Here is a 17268-nt window from a genome sequence, read left to right as displayed (position 1 = left end):
GCGTCCACAGTGGAGCGTCAGGGCCTGCTCTCGATGCTGTCCACAACGGACATCGTGTTGTAGCCGACGAGGATCACATAGCCTGCCTTGACGCCGTTCTGGTCCTCGGCGGCGATGTCGCGGTATCCGGCCACGTGCCCGTCCCGGGGGTCGACGAACAACTGGACCCGCAGGCCCTCGTACATCCGGGTGAGCACCGTGACCTGCGTGTGGTCCGGCAACGTGGTGCGCGTGACCTGGACGCCGGGCAGATATCCGAGAACCTCGTACATCGCCGCCTTCGTCGCGGCAGGAATGGAGTAGTCCACGTACAGGCTGTGGAAGAGGTAGTTGACCGCCTTCGTCGGTGCGTCCTGGTCGTGCGCGAACTTCTTGGCGAGCCACCGGTACAACTGGGCCGGATCGCTTGGCAGCGCGCGCATCGCCGCCGTGTTGCCGTTGCCGATGTCCGTCCCGGGACCGCGCCAATCTTCCGGCTGGTTGCGGTCGGTGCCGCCCTGCGCTTCGCCGGTGGACGTGCGGTGCTCGCGCCACTGGTCCTTCGGGTCGTAGGTCACCCACTGCTCGCCGGTCACGGTGCCGCCGGGGCCGGACGCGGTCGGGTACTGCGTGGTGGCGTCCCGCAGGTACAGGTACTGGCCCGGCCCGAGCTTCGGCATCGTGACGTGCCTGCTCAGCTCGCCCGCCCGGTTGATCGGCTTGTCCGGCATGGGCGGCAGCCCCACGGCGTGCGAACCGCCGACCGTGATCTCGTCGGCGTGGGGCAGGAACGCCACCGCGCCGATGGCGAGCGCGGCGACCACTGCGGCCGCGGCGAGCAGGCCGATGAGCGCGCGACGGCGACCACGAGGTGTGGTCGGGCGCAGCGGCCGGACCGCGTCCGGGGCCAGCGGCCGGACCTCGGGCGGGACGGTGGCGGCGAGCAGGTCCGCGCGCAGGTCGTCGATGGTCTGCGTGCTGGGCTCGGGCACGTCGGCGCGGAAGCCGCCGAGCAGCTCGTCGAGGCGGTCGTCGGTGATCTCAGCCATGGTTGTGCTCCTGGGGTGCGGTGGCGCCGATGTGCTTGCGCAGGGCGGCGCGCGCCCGGTGCAGCCTCGTGCGGACGGTCGGTGGGTTGAGGCTCAGCGCCTCTGCGACCTCGGCCGGGGTCAGCCCGGCCCAGGCGACGAGCAGCAGGACGTCGCGCTCCTCGGCGCGCAGGGCGGAGAGGCCGGTGGCCAGCGCGGCCGACTGCCCACTGGCGTCGACGCGTGCGTCCGCACGGGTGTCGGCGGGCTCGTCGGTGGGTGCCATCGCGCCCGCCTTGCCGTAGGCGCGCAGCCGGCGCTCCTCGTCGCGGCTGTGCCTGCGCAGCAGGTTGGTCGCGATGCCGTACAGCCACGCCCGCGGCGACCCGGCCTCCGGGCGGTACCGGTCCCAGTGCTGCCAGGCTTCCAGGAAGGTCTGCGCGACGAGGTCTTCGGCGCTCGCCGGGTCCAGGCGCCGCGCGAGGTAGCGGTGCAGTTCGCGGGCGTGGCCGTCGAAGAGCGCCGCCAGGGCTAGGCGCGGCTCATCGGTGGGAACGGCCGCGTCCGGCTTCGTCGTGGTCACACTGGTTCTTGCCCGAACGCGCCTTCCCCGTTCCGAACGCCTTCATAGGCAGCCGATCAGGCGCCGAGGAGCTGGGCACAGCGGATCAGCCCCAGGTGCGAGTAGGCCTGCGGGTGGTTGCCCAGCGAGCGCTCGGCGATGGGGTCGTACTCCTCGGCCAGCAGACCCGTCGGGCCCGCCGCGTCGACGAGCTGCGCGAACAGGTCCTCGGCCTCCGGGCGCCGGCCGGTCAGCAGGTAGGCCTCGATCATCCACGCCGCGCACAGGTGGAAGCCGCCCTCGTTGCCCGGCAGGCCGTCGTCGCGGTGGTAGCGGTAGACCGTGGACCCGCTCCGCAGCTCGGCCTCGATCGCGGTGACCGTCGACTGGAACCGCTCGTCGGCCGGGTCGATCAGGCCGACCATGCCGATGAACAGGGTCGCGGCGTCCAGATCGGTGCCGTCGTAGGCCGTGGTGAACGCCTTGACCTCGTCGTTCCAGCCCTTCTCCAGCACCTCGGCGGCGATCCGGTCGCGCAGCCCCGCCCAGCTGAGGTCGGTCTCGCGGCCGTAGGTCTCGCCGAGCTTGCACGCGCGGTCGATGGTCAGCCAGCACATGACCTTCGAGTACACGTGGTGGCGTGGGCGGTGGCGTTCCTCCCAGATGCCGTGGTCCGGCTCATGCCAGCGGTGAGCGACGGCCTCGGCCATCGCGCAGACCATCTGCCACTCGTCGTCGGTGATCTTGCCGCGGGTCTGGGCCAGCGTGACCACGAGATCGACGACCGGGCCGAACACGTCCAGCTGCACCTGCTGGTTCGCGAGGTTGCCGACCCGCACGGGACGCGAACCCGCGTAACCGGGCAGCGTGTCGATGACGGCCTCGGGCGGCAGCGTCGTGCCCGCGAGCGTGTAGAGCGGGTGCAGCCGTTCCGGGCCGGGCAGGGTGTCGAGCACGCCGCGCAGCCAGGCCAGCAGCTTCTCCGCCTCCTCGGTCGAACCCAGGGTGACCAGCGCCTTCGCCGTCATCGACGCGTCACGCAGCCAGCAGTAGCGGTAGTCCCAGTTGCGAATGCCGCCGATCTCCTCGGGCAGCGACGTCGTGGCCGCGGCCATGATCGCGCCGGTCTCGGCGTGGCAGAGCCCGCGCAGCACCAACGCCGAGCGGGCGACGAGGTCGCGCTCGACCGCGGGCAGGGTCAGCTTGGCCAGCCAGTCGGTCCAGTAGCGCGCGGCGCGTTCCTTGCGTTCCGGCTCGGCGACGACGTGCGGGCCGAGGTCCTCGGTGCCGCACCGCAGTTCGAGCACGATCGGCTTGTCGGGCTCCGGCGTGACGACGGCGCGCGCCGTCTCGTGCATGCCGTCGCTGGTGATCTCCCAGTCGACGCCGGGCGCACGCAGGACGATCGGGTCACCGGTACCGAGCACGCGCAACCCGTCCTCGGCCTGCAACAGCCGCATCTGCACCTGGCCGAACTCCGGGCGGGGCGCCAGTTCGATCACCGCGGGCACGGTGCCGGTGATCACCCGGATCAGGTCCGTGCGGTGCGGCTCGGCGAAGTGGTCGAGGTAGTCGGTGATCATCAGCCCGGAGTAGCGGGTCTCGACCGTCATCGTGCCGGGCAGGTAGCGCTGACCGAGCGGGAGACCGCCGCGCTCGGGCGTGACGGAGAAGTGGCCTGCCGCCGGGCCGCCGAGCAGGTCCGCGAAGACCGCCGCCGAGTCGGGCTCGGGGTGGCAGAGCCAGGTCAGCTTGGCCTCGGGCGTGAGCAGGGCGACCGAGCGCTCGTTGGCGAGCATGGTCAGCCGCTCGATCGGCGTGGCCTGCTGGCCGTAGAGCCAGCTGCGCCGCTCTTCGAGCATGAACGCGAGGACCGTCGCGACCTGGTCGGTGTTCTCGATCCGGTAGCCGGCGAGCGTTTGCCCCTCGCCGACGTGGATGCCGACGTCGGGTCCGGAAAGCCGGGCGAACGCCTTCTCGTCGGTCACGTCGTCGCCGAGGAACACCGCGGCCGTCGCGCCGACCTGGTGGCGCAGCGTGTCCAGGGCCCGGCCCTTGTCCGTTTGCACGACGGCGAGCTCGACGACCGCCTTGCCCTCGGTGACCTGCACACCGTCCCAGGTGCACGGGCCTTCCCGCACCGCGTCCAGGACCTGTTGCGCCACATCGGGTTCCGCGCGCCGCACGTGCACGGCGATGCTCGCGGGCTTCACCTCGAGCTGCACGCCGGGCTTGCCGTCGGTCAGCCCGTCCAGCTCGGCTTCGAGCCTGCGGTGCAGGTCGCGGGCGGCGCTGTCGAGTGCGTGCACGAAGCCGATGTCGAACTCCGAGCCGTGGCTGCCGACCAGGTGCACCTCGGACGGCAACCGCGAGAGCGTCGCGAGGTCCCGCAGCGCGCGCCCGGAGATCACCGCCGTCGTCGTCTCGTGCAGGCCGGCCAGTGACCGCAGTGCCCCAACGGATTCCGGCAGCGGGCGGGCGTGGTCGGGGTCTTCCACGATCGGCGCGAGCGTGCCGTCGTAGTCGCACGCGACGAGCAGCCGCGGGGTGCGCGCCAGTTGGACGATCGCGCGGCGCAGGTCGGCGGGGAGGGCCTCGGCGGTCATGGAACTCCTTCGCGCGCGACGTTCTATTGGGGCGTCGGCTCCGACCGCAGGGCGTCAAGGAAAGACTTCGCCCACCGGTCAACATCGTGCGTGAGGACCTGACGCCGTAGCGCGCGCATCCTACGGCGGCCGACCGCAGGATCGATGGAGAGGGCCTCGACCAAGGAGTTCTTCACACCTTCCAGATCGTGCGGGTTGACCAGGAAGGCACTGGTCAGTTCCGCGGCCGCGCCGGCGAACTCGCTCAGCAGCAGCGACCCACCGAGGTCGTGGCGGCACGCCACGTATTCCTTGCAGACGAGGTTCATCCCGTCCCGCAGCGGCGTCACGACCATGACGTCGGCGGCGAGGTAGAACGCCGCCAGCTCGCTGCGGTCCACCGACTGGTGCAGGTAGTGCACGACCGGGCGCCCGACCCGCGCGAACTCGCCGTTGATCCGGCTGACCACGCGCTCGATGTCGTCACGCATCCGCTGGTAGTGCTCGACGCGTTCGCGACTCGGCGTGGCGAGTTGCACCATGGCGACCTCGCCCGGGTCGACCCGGCCCTCGGCCAGCAGTTCCTGCAGCGCGCGCAACCGCAGGTCGATGCCCTTGGTGTAGTCGAGGCGGTCGACGCCGAGCAGGATCTTCGGCGGGTTGCCGAGCTCGCGGCGGATCTCGGCCGCGCGGTTGATGGTCTCCTTCTTGCGGGAGATCGCGTCCAGGCCGCTCGCGTCGATGGAGATCGGGAACGCGCCGACCCGCACCGTCCGGTCGCCGACCTGCACGAGGCCGGGACGGGTGCGCACGCCGACGGTGCCGCGGCTGGGCTCGAGGCCGGCCAGCCGCCGCGCCAGCCAGAGGAAGTTCTGCGCACCGCCCGGGCGGTGGAAGCCGACGAGGTCCGCGCCGAGCAGGCCGCGGACGATCTCGGTGCGCCAGGGGAGCTGCATGAAGAGCTCGGTGGGCGGGAACGGGATGTGCAGGAAGAAGCCGATCCGCAGGTCGGGGCGGCGTTCGCGGAGCATCGCGGGGGCGAGTTGGAGCTGGTAGTCCTGGATCCAGACGGTGGCGTTCGGCGCGGCGGTCTTGGCCACGGCGTCGGCGAAGCGGTTGTTGACCCGGACATAGCTCTGCCACCAGTCGCGTTCGAAGACCGGCGGCGCGACGACGTCGTGGTAGAGCGGCCAGAGGGTCGCGTTGGAGAAGCCCTCGTAGTAGTCGCGGACCTCGTCGGCGGACAGCGCGACCGGGTGCAGCAGCAGCCCGTCTTCCTCGAACGGCTCCACGTCGGCGTCGGCGACCCCCGGCCAGCCGACCCAGGCGCCGTCCTGGTTGCGCAGGAAGGGCGCCAGCGCGCTCACCAGGCCGCCGGGGCTGTGCTTCCAGCGCTTGGTGCCGTCGGGCAGCCGCTCCAGGTCGACCGGCAACCTGTTGGCGACGACGATGAAATCGGCCTCTTGTCTTGTGGTCGGGGCTTCACTCACGGACCCGTGCCTCCTCGCCAGAAAGTCACCGAGCGCACTCTCCGTATCGACACTACTGAGCACCACGGCCCCCGCCAGTCCCTCGACCGTGGCGGTGCTCACCCTGCGCCGTCGCCGAAAACAAGCCCGCTGAATCACGAATTGCCTGCTCCAGGTACCCGGGAACAAGCCCGCTGAACCCTTCGGAGCCAGCGAGGATGCTCAGTGCAGGGGCCGGTCGGTGGGGTTGAGCGGGCCGGAGAGTCGAGGTCCGGCCAGGCGCCGCTCGAGCCGGCCGAGGCCCGCGCGAGCCGGCTGGGCCAGGTACTCGCCGAGCACGACGCCCGCGCCCAGGGCCAGCGCGATCCCCATCGCGACCATCAACGTCGACACCCCGGCCGGCGATCGCTCGACCGCGAGCTGGAACAGGGCTCGGTACGTGGTGAGGCCGGGCAGCAGCGGCACCATGCCGGACACGGCCACCACCAACGGCGGGATGCGCAGCCGCCGCGAGACCACGCCACCCGCGAACCCGATCACCGCCGCCGCGACCGCCGAGGCGGGGATCGGCCCGGCGCCGAGCAGGACCAGGAAGCTGTACCCGGCGGTGCCCGCCCCGCCGGCGAGCGCGGCGGTGATCAGCGAGCGCGGGGTGGCGTAGCTGGCCAAGGCGAAGCAGAACGCGGCCGCGGCGCCGGCGACGACCTGCAGCGGCAGCCGCAGCGCCGACGGTGGCAGGGCGTCCGCGAGGGGCGCGTTCGGCATCCCGAGCTTGACCGCGACACCCAGCGCGAACACCACGCCGGCGATCAGCCCCGCCGTCATCAGCGAGACCTCCATGGTGCGGCCTGCCGCCGTGACGTTGTAGCCGGTGATCGCGTCCTGCACGGTCGAGACGACGGAGAGGCCCGACAACAACACGGTGATCGACGCGGCGACCACCAGCGTCGGGCGCACCTCGGTGGGCAGCCAGCCGCTGGCCAGCAGGCCGAGCGCGCCGCCGGTCGCCAGCGCGCCGCCGACCACCTGCTGGAAGAAGAACGGCAGGTTGCGCTTGTTCAGCAGGCGGCCGACCCGGTCGACGAGCGCGGTGATGGCCGCGGCGAACAGGGCCATGGCCGCGTCGCCACCGATGAGGATCGCGACCGCGTAGGCCATGCCCGCGTAGGCGACGGTCGCAAGCCAGCGCGGGTACGGGTGCGGCGCCTCGCTCAGCTTGCGCAGCTCTGCGGCGGCGTCCCCGGCGCCGATGCGGTGGCGGGCGATGTCGCGCACGAGTTGTTCGACGGCGGCGAGCCGGGTGTAGTCCAGGCCGCGCGTGCGGACCACGCGCAGTGAGGTGATCGGCGCGGCCTCCGTCCCGCGGTGGCAGGCGACGGTGATCGAGGTGAAGATCACGTCCACTTCGCAGTGCGGCAGCCCGTAGGCGGCCGTGACCGCGAGGATGGTCGCGGTGACGTCGGACGCGCCCGCGCCCGAGGACATCTGCACCTCACCGATGCGCAGGGCGAGGTCGAGCACGGCGTGCACCGTGTAGTCGTCGGGCACCGCGGGCCCGACAACGGGTTGGGGTGTCCCACCGTCCACAGTGGTGCCACGCGACTGGGCGAGCGTGTGCCAGCGGTGCGGCCGGGCGCTGCGGGACCGGTGCGCGAACCACACTGGTATAGACCTCCTCGCAAGTGATCGTCGCCCATGCCATCGAGACGCGCATCCCGACCGTTGCAGGTCCCGGTGGTGTCCTCCACCACCCCGCTACGATGACCCCCGACGCCGGTGTAGCTCAATTGGCAGAGCACTCGCCTTGTAAGCGAAAGGTTGCGGGTTCGAGTCCCGCCACCGGCTCCACAGCTGGGCGACCCATGCTCGCGAGAAGCGCTCGCCACGGCTGTTCCGCGTGTTGCCCGGGGGCCGAGCCCCGGGACCCCCACGGTGCGAGCTCCGACCGATCAAGCGCGGGCTGGTTGATCTTGGACCAGCGGTGGATCGTCCTTCGCTTTGCGGTCGGCGCTCAGCCTGCGACGCGGCGGACCTCCATTCCCCAGTAGCGCGCGTCCGGCCAGCGGGCGGCGATCTCGATCGCGCGTTCCTCGCTCGCCACGTCCACGGTCAAGTACCCGGCCAGGTACTCCTTGGCCTCGATGTAGGGACCGTCGGTGACGACCGGGGCGCCGTCACGCAGGCGAACGCCCTTGCTTTCGGCGGGTGGCAGCAGGCCGGCGCCGCCGACCCACTCACCGGATTTCTCCAGCTCGCCCATGATCGTGCCCGCCTCACCCATGACCTCGGTGCGCTCGTCCTCGGGCAGGGCGGCCCACGCGGCGGGGTTTTGGTAGATCAGCAGCATGTACTTCATCCACGCATCCTCGCAGGTCAGCGCGCCGGAATGGCCGGTTGCGGTCAATCCTGCGGAAGTGTTGCCCAGACCTGGTTAATGCAGAAGACTGGCAACAGGGCGTCATGCCTGGTCATGAGGAGGAAGCGTGCACATTCCCGACGGATACCTGAGCCCGCAGACGTGCATCGCGGGCTTCGCGGTCGCCGTGCCGACGCTGGCGCTCGCGGCCCGCAGGGTCCGGACGGTCGTGCGCACCCGCCACGTGCCGACGCTCGCCTTGTTCTCCGCCATGTGCTTCCTCGTGATGATGTTCAACATCCCGATCCCGGACGGCACCACGGCGCACGCGGTCGGCGGCGGGATCATCGCGATCATCCTGGGGCCGTGGGCGGCGATGATCGCGGTCACCGTCGCGCTGGCGTTCCAGGCGCTGCTCTTCGGCGACGGCGGGGTGCTCGCCTTCGGCGTGAACGTGGTCAACATGGCCATCGCGCTGCCGCTCGTCGCGTACGGGCTGTACAAGCTGATCTCCGGCAGCAGCGCGCTGAGCAGCCCGCGCCGCATCCTCGGCGCCGCGCTCGGCGGCTACGTCGGGCTGAACGTCTCGGCGCTGCTCACCGGCATCGAGCTGGGCATCCAGCCGGGCCTGTTCCACGACGCGTCCGGCGCGCCGCTCTACTCGCCTTACTCGCTGGGCCAGGCGATTCCCGCGATGCTGCTCGCGCACCTCGTCGTCGCCGGCTTCGCCGAGGGCGCGCTTTCCGGTGGCGTGCTGGCCTACCTGCAGCGCGCCAACCAGCCGCTGTTGAAGCTCAACCACCCCGACGTGCCTGTCGACCACGAGCGGACCACCCGCAAGGTCCGGCCGATCGCCGTCGCGGGCATCGCCGTGGGGATCATGGCGCTGCTCACCCCGATCGGCCTGCTCGCGCCGGGCGGCGCGTTCGGCGAGGACGCGCCGGCGGACCTGGACCTCGGCAAGGTCAACCTGCAGGCCATTCCCGAGGGCCTCAACAAGTACAACGGCTTCTGGCACAACGCTTTGTTCGACGGCTACGACTTCGGCGGCGACGCGCACCCGTGGCTGGGCTACCTCGTGTCCGCGGTGGTCGGGATCGCGGTGGTGGGGCTCGTGGTGTTCCTGGTCGGCAAGCTGATCGCGCGGTTCACCCGGCACGACGTCGAGGCCGGGGTCGCGCGATGACCGAGTTGATCGACCGGCCCACGACGTCCACTCCGGAGTGGTTGCTGCGGGCAGAACCCGGGCTCTGCCCGTGCGGCTGCATCGGCAAGCGGCACAAGGGTTCCTTCGTCGAGAAGACCCTGCGTGGCGGCGCGAGCGTGTTGCGCCAGGTGGTGTTCAGCGACGACACGGCGACGCGCGGCGGGCTGCTGCAACGCGTCGATCCGCGGGTGAAGGTGCTCACGATGGTCGGCCTGCTGCTCGCGGCCGGGTTCGTGCACTCGAGCCTCGTGCTCGTCGGGCTTTACGCGTTGACCTTGGCGGCCGCCGCCGCTTCGGGGCTGCCGCTGGGGTTCTTCGTCAAACGCGTGTGGCTGTTCGTGCCGATCTTCACCGGCATCGTCGTCCTGCCGGCTACGCTGTCGATCGTGACGGCCGGGCACGTCGTTATTCCACTGTGGACGTGGGATGGCACGGTGGAAGGCATTACGTCGCAAGGACTTGCGACCGCGGCGCGGCTGGTGCTGCGGGTCGCGGTGTCGATCTCCATCGTCGTGCTGGTGACGTTGACGACGCCGTGGTCGCGGCTGCTCGCCGGGCTGCGCGGGCTGGGTGTGCCGAAGATGTTCATCCTGGTCATCGGCATGGCGTACCGGTACCTGTTCCACCTGCTCACGGTCGTGATGGACATGTACGAGGCGCGCAAGGCGCGGACCATCGGCAAGCAGAAGCACGACAAGGCGGCGCGCGGGTTCGTTGCCGCGACGGCCGGCGTGACGATCGGCAAAGCGCACCAGCTGGCCGAAGAGGTGCACCAGGCGATGACCGCGCGCGGGTTCCGCGGCGACGCCAAGACCTTGGACGCGCCGAAGTTGTCGCTGCGCGACGGGGTTTGCCTGCTGACTGCCGCCGCGATCGCGTTCGCGGCCCTGTTCGTGGACGGTCTTCTTGTCTGAGGAACTGTTGGTGTGCAAGGACTTGCACTACGCGTACCTCGACAAGTTCACCGCGTTGGACGGTGTGTCGATGCACGTCGCGCGTGGCGAGCGGCTGGCGCTGCTCGGCGCGAACGGGTGCGGCAAGTCGACCCTGCTCAAGGTCCTCGACGGGTTGATCTTCCCTGATCGGGGCACCTTTCACGCGTTCGGGCAGGAGGTCACCGAGGACGCGCTCGAAGACGAGCAGATGTCGGAGGCGTTCCGCTCACGGGTCGGTTTCGTGTTCCAGAACTCCGACGCGCAGGTGTTCTCGCCGACCGTGCGCGAGGAGATCGCGTTCGGGCCGCTCCAGTTGGGCCTCGGCCGCGAGGAAGCTGCGGCGCGCGTTGACGACGTGCTGGCCATGCTGGGGATCGCCGACCTGGCCGACCGGGCGCCGTTCCAGCTCTCGGGTGGCCAGAAGAAGAAGGTGGCCATCGCGTCGGTGCTGGTGATGAACCCGGAGGTCCTGCTGTTCGACGAGCCGACCGCGGCGCTGGACCCGCGCACCCAGATGTGGCTGATCGAGTTGATCGAGCAGCTCTCCGGCGCGGGCAAGACGATCGTGCACGCGACCCACGACCTGGACGTGCTCGACCGCATCGCCGACCGTTGTCTGGTGTTCGGGGAGGATCACCGGATCGTCGCCGGGGGCACGCCCGGCGAGGTGCTCGGCGAGCGGGCGCTGCTGCTCGAGGTCAACCTTGTGCACGAACGCACAAAGTTGCGCTGAGTAGTCCACCGCTGTGGATCAAGCTGGGGATAACTGCCCTTTCGGGCGACAACCCCTCCTCCCACCACCCACAGCACCAATAACCCACCCCACCCCTCGCCCCACCCTCCAGATCAGCCCACTGAACCCAACCCCCAGCTCAGCCCACTCCCCGGTGAACAAGCCCGCTGAACCCTCTTCGCGTTTGCCCGGCCCGGGATTAAGCCCGCTGAACTCCGAACCCGCAGGTCAGCGGACATCGGCAGGATCAAGCCCGCTGAACACCTCTCACCTTCGGCACCCGCTGGCGCCGCCGCCGACCGACTCCCGCGTGTTCCAAGTCCTCAGGTCAGCGCACTCTGGAGTGAACAAGCCCGCTGAACCCTCCTCATGTTTGCCGGGCCTGGGTTAAGCCCGCTGAACTCTGAATCCGCAGGTCAGCGGCTTGCGCGGGATTTAGCCCGCTGAACACCTCTCACGTTCGGGGCTCACCAAGGGCGTTGGGGATCGAGTCTGCGGACGTCCGGATCGTCTGGTCAGCACCTGTCGGGGGAGCGAGGTCCCTGAGGCCTGTTCGCGTCTGGCTGGGCGTGGGATTAAGCCCGCTGAACTCCAGATCCGCAGGTCAGTGGGTTGGGTGGGATTTAGTCCGCTGAATGCCGCTCATGTTCGGGGAGTCTCGGCGGGGGTGACTGGGGTGAGGCCCAGGAGGGGTGAAGCGGCTGGTCAGGGGGTTGCGGGGGATTAAGCCTGCTGAACTCTTTTCGGGTTTGAGGGTGGCTGGACGCGGGTGGGTGGGGTGGGGCGGTGGTGTAATGGCGCGGTGGTTGAGCGGGGTGAGTTGGCGCGGGTGGCGCGGGCGCGGGATGCCGTGGCGAAGAGCCGCGGTGACGGGCAAAGCGGCGGGCAAGGTGATGGCCGGGCCGGTCAGGGGGACGAGGACCGCGGGGTTGTCGAGGAGGCCGTCGCGGGTGCCGGGCGAGCGGCTGGGTGGTTGTTCAAGGCCGGGTTGAGCGTCACCAAGCGGTTGCCGGGCGCGGAGCTGGCCGGGCAGCAGCTGCGGAAGTTGGAAGACCTCGCCGTCAACGAGGTGCGCAAGCGGCTCGACGGCGTCGACGGGCCGACCGGCTGGCCGACGCCCGAGGATGACGACGAGGCCGTCGAGGTCCGGGCGTTCGAGCGCGACCCCTTGCGCGGGGCGATGGCCACGCTGCTCAACCGGTCGGTCAGCGAGACCCGCAAGGAAGCCGAGAACCACCTCTTCGTCGGGGTCATGCGCCAGCTCACGCCCGACGAGGCCCGTATCGTGGCCGCCTTGTCCGACGGCACGGCGTACCCGCTGGTGCACGTCGCGGGCAAAGGCCAGCAGGTCATCCTGCAGAACGCCTCGACCGTCGGGAAGGCCGCGGGTGTGACCCTGCCGGACCTGACGCCGCTCTACGTTTCCCGCCTGCTGGCCGCCGGCGTCGCCGAGGTCGGTGACGAGGACCCGGGCCTCGCGACCCAGTACGACATCCTGCTCACCGAGACCTACGTGCGCGAGGCCGAGAAGCAGGCCAAGCGCCCCAAGTACCTGCGGCACACGCTCCGGCTCTCCGCGTTCGGGCACCGGTTCTGGCAGGCCTGCGACCCGAGCATCCAGCAACTACCACCCGGGTGACCAGCGCTGATCCGGCCCGGCCCGTGAGATGCTTCCGGCCAAACACCCGGGGGTGATCGGTTGCGCGCGTTCCTCGAGGACTTCCAGGCGCACTGGTACGTCTACCTCTCGATGCCGGTCATGGCGGCGGTCATCGGGTACATCACCAAGCTGGTCGCCATCAAGATGATGTTCGAGCCGCTGGAGTTCGTCGGGCGCAAACCGTTCTTCGGCTGGCAGGGCATCGTGCCGCGGCGTGCGGCGCGGATGGCGAGCATCGCCTGCGACACGATGACCGACAAGCTGATCTCCGCCGCCGAGGTGGTCGGCCGCCTCGACCCGCAACGCGTGGCCAAGGAGATCGAGAAGCCACTGCTCGACGCGGTCGAGGAGATCACCCGCGACGTCGCCGCCGAGTACCAGCCCGGCCTGTGGGAGTCGATGCCGGACGCGGCACGGCGGCTGCTGATCCGCCGCATCCAGGCCGAGTCGCCGAAGATGGTCGCGGCGATCATGGAAACCCTGCAGCAGGACATCGACCAGGTCTTCGACCTCAAGTCAATGGTCGTGACCAACCTGGTCAAGGACAAGGCGCTGCTCAACCGCATCTTCCGCGAGGCGGGGCGCAAGGAGTTCCAGTTCATCGCCCGCTCGGGGATCTTCTTCGGCTTCGGCATCGGCCTGATCCAGATGTTCGCCTGGGCCGCGCTGCACTCGGCGTGGGTGATGCCGCTCTTCGGCCTGATGACCGGCTGGTTCACCGACTGGCTCGCGCTGAAGATGATCTTCAACCCGAAGGAGCCGGTGCGCTACCTCGGACTGTTCGAGTGGCAGGGCCTGTTCCTCAAGCGGCGCAAGGAGGTCGCGGCCGACTACGGCGACCTGATCGCGCGGGAGATCATCACCCCGCACAACGTGATCGAGGCGGTCCTCAAAGGACCGTTGGCCGATCGCGTGTTCGCCGTCGTGCACCGGCAGGTGCAGGACGTGATCGACCGCCAGTCCGGCCTCGTGCGCCCGCTGGTGGTGCTCGCCGTCGGCAGCCGCAAGTACCAGGCCATGAAGCACCGCATCGCCGAGAAGGTGATGGACCGGCTGCCGGAGACCATGAGCTACATCGAGGACTACGCCGGCGAGGCCATGGACATCCGCAACACGCTGGTCACGAAGATGCAGGAGCTCACGACCGAGGAGTTCGAGGCGTTGATCCGCCCGGCGTTCGAGCAGGACGAGTGGATCCTGATCACGGTCGGCGCGGTTCTGGGGTTTGCGGTCGGCGAACTCCAGGTACTCATGGTGGAGAACTTCGCCCGCTGAGGCGCTACCGCAGGGCGCGGACCAGGGGCAACAGCGGTGTTGCCATTCTCACGCGGCCATCTGCGAATCCCCAGGTGATCGCGGGGTTCCCGACCATCGTCGGCTGGCCACGGAAAAGCCTTCTGGTTACGTTGCTCTGGTATGTCGGGGAAACGCGCCGAGCGCGGTGATGTGGTTGTCGTTGCGCCGTCCATTGTGGACGGCGCCGCACTGTGGCGAATAGCGCGCGACTCCGGCAAGCTCGATCTGAACTCGTCCTACGCGTATTTGCTGTGGTGCCGTGATTTCGCGGCCACCTCGCGGATCGCGCGCATCGACGGTGAGGTGGCCGGCTTCGTGACCGGGTACCTCCGGCCGGACGCGCCGGACACGCTCGTCGTCTGGCAGGTCGCCGTCGACCAGCGGTTTCGTGGCCAGGGGCTGGCCGCGACGCTGCTGGACGAGTTGGTGGCGGACGTCGCGGCGAAGGGTGCGCGGTACCTCGAGACGACGGTCACCCCGGACAACGAGGCCTCGGTGGCGCTGTTCACCGGGCTCGCGCGACGGCTGAGAACCGAGCACGAACGCACCGATCTGTTCATCCGAGAGCAGTTTCCGGATGAGCATGAAACAGAGGTGCTGCACCGAATCGGGCCGTTTAGTCGGTAAGTGCCGCGGTAATGCGCCACGGCACCACAAAGGAGTTGAGTTGAACGTCTTCGAAGACCTCGAATCCGAGGTTCGCAGCTACTGTCGCAGTTGGCCGGTGGTGTTCGACCGCGCCGTCGGCAGCAGGCTCTACGACGAGGACGGCCGGGAGTACCTGGACTTCTTCGCGGGGGCGGGCGCGCTCAACTACGGGCACAACAACCCCGTGCTCAAGCAGGCCGTGATCGACTACATGATGCGTGACGGCATCACGCACGCGCTGGACATGCACACCGTGGCCAAGCGCGAGTTCTTCCAGACGCTGCAGGACGTCGTGCTGGCCCCGCGCGACCTCGACTACAAGGTGATGCTGCCCGGGCCGGCGGGGGCGAACGCGGTCGAGGCCGCGCTCAAGCTGGCCCGCAAGATCACCGGCCGCGAGTCGGTCATCAACTTCACCAACGCGTTCCACGGCATGACGCTGGGCGCGCTTTCGGTCACCGGCAACTCGATGAAACGCGGTGGCGCGGGCATCCCGCTCGTGCACGCCACGCCGATGCCGTACGACAACTACCTCGACGGCCAGGTGCCCGACTTCCTGTGGTTCGAAAAGCTGTTGGCTGACAGCGGTAGCGGCCTGAACGAACCGGCCGCCGTGATCGTGGAAACCGTGCAGGGCGAAGGCGGAATCAACGTCGCGCGACTGGAGTGGTTGCGCGGCTTGGCCGAACTCTGCAAGCGCCACGGCATGCTGCTGATCGTCGACGACGTGCAGATGGGCTGCGGGCGCACGGGGCCGTTCTTCAGCTTCGAGGGCGCCGGGTTCACCCCGGACATCGTCTGCCTGTCGAAATCCATTGGTGGCTATGGACTTCCGCTCGCGTTGACGCTGTTGCGCCCGGACCTGGACGTGTGGGAGCCGGGTGAGCACAACGGCACGTTCCGCGGCATCAACCCGTCGTTCGTGGCCGCGCGCACCGCGCTCACCACGTACTGGTCGGACCGCGAGCTGGAGGAGGCCACGCTGGCCAAGGGCGAGCACGTGGCGGCCCGGCTGGAGAAGCTGGTCGTCGAGTTCCCGGCGAGCGGGCTGACCGCGAAGGGCCGCGGCCTGGCTCGTGGCCTGCAGTTCCCCGACGGCGACACCGCGAACAAGGTCTGCCGCGCCGCGTTCGACCGCGGGCTGCTGATGGAGACCTCGGGTCCGCAGGGCGAGGTCGCCAAGATCATGCCCGCCCTGACGATCACCGAGGACGAACTCGACGGCGGGCTGGACATCCTCGCCGACGCCGTCCGCACGGTCAGCTGAGCGAGAGGGAGCAACCACATGTTCGTGCGTTCCGTGGCCGAGGTCACCGACACCGACGACGACATCAAGACCCCGAACTGGCGCAGCAAACGGGTGGTGCTGGCCCGCAACCGAGTCGGTTTCTCGGTGCACGAGACCACGCTGTACGCGGGCACGGTCAACGACTTCTGGTACGCCAACCACGTCGAGGCGGTGTTCGTCACCGAAGGTGAAGGGGAACTGCTCGACAAGGAAACCGGCATCACCTACCAGCTCGGCCCGGGCAGCCTGTACCTGCTCGACGGGCACGAGCACCACCAGCTCCGCCCGCGGACCGAGATGAAGACGGTGTGCGTGTTCAACCCGCCGGTCACCGGCAGGGAGGTGCACGACGAGAACGGCGTCTACCCGCTGATCGTCGAGCCACAGCCCGACGAGGAAGTCCAGGGCGCCGGAAGGAGGACCACGGCATGACCGCGATCGCCGACACCACGACCGAGGACCGGTACATCACCCGGATCACCGGTGAACCCGGCCTGATCGAGCGGACCGATCCCACCGTGTGGGGGCACGGGGACGGGCCGATCGACCCGGCGACCCTGGCTTCGCACGACGCCAAGGGTTATTCGATCTACGAGGGGCTGCTCTCGCCTGGCGAGGTCCAGGCCTACCGCGACGAGCTGACCCGGCTGGCCACCGACGAGCGGCTCAAGGCCGACGAGCGCACCGTCGTGGAGAAGGCGTCGGGCGAGGTCCGGTCGATCTTCGAGGTGCACAAGATCAGCGAGCTGATCGCCGAGCTCGTGCGCGACCCGCGGGTGCTCGACCGGGCGCGGCAGGTGCTCGGCTCCGAGGTCTACGTGCACCAGAGCCGGGTCAACTACATGCCGGGCTTCAAGGGCACCGGCTTCTACTGGCACTCGGACTTCGAGACCTGGCACGCCGAGGACGGCATGCCGCTGCCTCGCGCGGTCAGCATGTCGATCGCGCTCACCCAGAACTACCCGTTCAACGGCGGGCTGATGGTCATGCCGGGTTCGCAGCGCAGCTTCGTGCAGTGCGCGGGGGAAACGCCCGCGGACCACTACAAGGCGTCGCTGAAGGAGCAGGAGATCGGCGTGCCGAGCCAGGCCGACATCACCGCGCTCGCCGAGAAGTACGGGATCGACCAGTTCACCGGGCCGGCGGGCTCCGCACTGCTGTTCGACTCGAACATCATGCACGGCTCGGGCAACAACATCACGCCGTTCCCGCGCTCGAACATCTTCGTGGTTTTCAACAGCGTGGAGAACACCCTCGTCGAGCCGTACGCGGCGCCGTCGCCGCGGCCGACGTTCATCGCCAGCCGGGAGTTCGAGCCGCTGCGCCGGTGATGGCCCAGTAGTCGCTCGTTCGCACACGGTAAGGTGAGCGCGTTGGCGAGCGTCAGCGAGCCGGATCTCCTTTTACTCGGGGCGAGGTCCGCTCAGCTGGTGGTCGCCATCCGCACGAAGCGTGACCCCGCACCGGCCGGATCGGGACCGGGTGGTGCGGGGTTGCGTGCTGTTCCCGCTACTCCGAACGG

General features: G+C 69.5%; 15 protein-coding genes and 1 tRNA gene. 10 read left to right on the top strand and 6 right to left on the bottom strand.

Features of this window, described 5'->3' with window-relative positions; all coding sequences use genetic code 11:
* Positions 1-17: 17 nt before the first annotated feature.
* The 5 genes from EV186_RS02985 to EV186_RS02965 all read right to left on the bottom strand — a co-directional run bounded on the left by EV186_RS02985 (position 18) and on the right by EV186_RS02965 (position 7285).
* Positions 18-1028, bottom strand: a complete 1011-nt coding sequence (locus tag EV186_RS02985; protein ID WP_133847529.1) for a hypothetical protein — start codon at positions 1026-1028, stop codon at positions 18-20.
* On the bottom strand, positions 1021-1590 hold the full coding sequence (locus EV186_RS02980; protein WP_133847528.1) for an RNA polymerase sigma factor: 570 nt from the start codon (positions 1588-1590) through the stop codon (positions 1021-1023). The genes EV186_RS02985 and EV186_RS02980 overlap by 8 nt, the downstream gene beginning before the upstream one ends.
* Positions 1591-1646: 56 nt before the next feature.
* On the bottom strand, positions 1647-4175 hold the full coding sequence (otsB, locus tag EV186_RS02975) for a trehalose-phosphatase (protein WP_133847527.1): 2529 nt from the start codon (positions 4173-4175) through the stop codon (positions 1647-1649).
* Between the two features lie 23 nt (positions 4176-4198).
* A complete protein-coding gene (locus EV186_RS02970) occupies positions 4199-5644 on the bottom strand; it encodes an alpha,alpha-trehalose-phosphate synthase (UDP-forming) (protein ID WP_133847526.1) in 1446 nt (481 codons plus the stop codon).
* 201 nt (positions 5645-5845) lie between these two features.
* Complete coding sequence (locus EV186_RS02965) at positions 5846-7285, bottom strand: threonine/serine exporter family protein (RefSeq protein WP_424981913.1); 1440 nt, start codon at positions 7283-7285, stop codon at positions 5846-5848.
* Positions 7286-7395: 110 nt separating this feature from the next.
* Between EV186_RS02965 and EV186_RS02960 the strand changes: the two genes are divergently transcribed.
* A tRNA-Thr gene (locus tag EV186_RS02960) sits at positions 7396-7471 on the top strand.
* A 163-nt stretch (positions 7472-7634) separates the two neighbouring features.
* Here EV186_RS02960 and EV186_RS02955 read toward each other — a convergent pair.
* A complete protein-coding gene (locus EV186_RS02955; RefSeq protein ID WP_133847525.1) occupies positions 7635-7979 on the bottom strand; it encodes a YciI family protein in 345 nt (114 codons plus the stop codon).
* 127 nt (positions 7980-8106) lie between these two features.
* On the opposite strand from EV186_RS02955, the gene cbiM reads away from it, so the two are divergent.
* The 9 genes from cbiM (at position 8107) to thpD (ending at position 17077) form a co-directional block, all read left to right on the top strand.
* Positions 8107-9165 (top strand): cobalt transporter CbiM, encoded by a 1059-nt coding sequence (gene cbiM / locus EV186_RS02950; protein WP_133847524.1) that lies wholly within the window; start codon positions 8107-8109, stop codon positions 9163-9165.
* Positions 9162-10100 carry a cobalt ECF transporter T component CbiQ gene (cbiQ, locus tag EV186_RS02945; protein WP_133847523.1) on the top strand — a complete coding sequence of 313 codons (939 nt, stop codon included), beginning with the start codon at positions 9162-9164 and terminating at the stop codon, positions 10098-10100. The genes cbiM and cbiQ overlap by 4 nt, the downstream gene beginning before the upstream one ends.
* On the top strand, positions 10093-10854 hold the full coding sequence (locus EV186_RS02940; protein ID WP_133847522.1) for an energy-coupling factor ABC transporter ATP-binding protein: 762 nt from the start codon (positions 10093-10095) through the stop codon (positions 10852-10854). The genes cbiQ and EV186_RS02940 overlap by 8 nt, the downstream gene beginning before the upstream one ends.
* Before the next feature lie 802 nt (positions 10855-11656).
* Entirely contained in the window at positions 11657-12493 is an 837-nt protein-coding gene (locus EV186_RS02935; RefSeq protein ID WP_243753792.1) for an Abi-alpha family protein, read from the top strand.
* A gap of 111 nt (positions 12494-12604) precedes the next feature.
* Positions 12605-13789: a DUF445 domain-containing protein gene (locus tag EV186_RS02930; RefSeq protein WP_243753913.1), complete on the top strand. Its 1185-nt coding sequence runs from the start codon at positions 12605-12607 to the stop codon at positions 13787-13789.
* A 141-nt stretch (positions 13790-13930) separates the two neighbouring features.
* Positions 13931-14437, top strand: a complete 507-nt coding sequence (ectA, locus tag EV186_RS02925; protein WP_133847520.1) for a diaminobutyrate acetyltransferase — start codon at positions 13931-13933, stop codon at positions 14435-14437.
* Between the two features lie 40 nt (positions 14438-14477).
* Positions 14478-15725 (top strand): diaminobutyrate--2-oxoglutarate transaminase, encoded by a 1248-nt coding sequence (gene ectB, locus EV186_RS02920; RefSeq protein WP_133847519.1) that lies wholly within the window; start codon positions 14478-14480, stop codon positions 15723-15725.
* 18 nt (positions 15726-15743) lie between these two features.
* Positions 15744-16178 carry an ectoine synthase gene (locus tag EV186_RS02915; protein ID WP_133847518.1) on the top strand — a complete coding sequence of 145 codons (435 nt, stop codon included), beginning with the start codon at positions 15744-15746 and terminating at the stop codon, positions 16176-16178.
* Positions 16175-17077, top strand: a complete 903-nt coding sequence (thpD, locus tag EV186_RS02910) for an ectoine hydroxylase (protein ID WP_133847517.1) — start codon at positions 16175-16177, stop codon at positions 17075-17077. Before EV186_RS02915 ends, thpD begins: the two co-directional genes overlap by 4 nt.
* Positions 17078-17268 lie beyond the last annotated feature (191 nt).

The sequence above is a fragment of the Labedaea rhizosphaerae genome (genome assembly GCF_004362825.1).
Taxonomy (GTDB): Bacteria; Actinomycetota; Actinomycetes; order Mycobacteriales; family Pseudonocardiaceae; genus Labedaea; species Labedaea rhizosphaerae.
The sequence above is the reverse complement of the archived record's forward strand: the minus strand, read 5'-3'. Positions and strand labels throughout refer to the sequence as shown.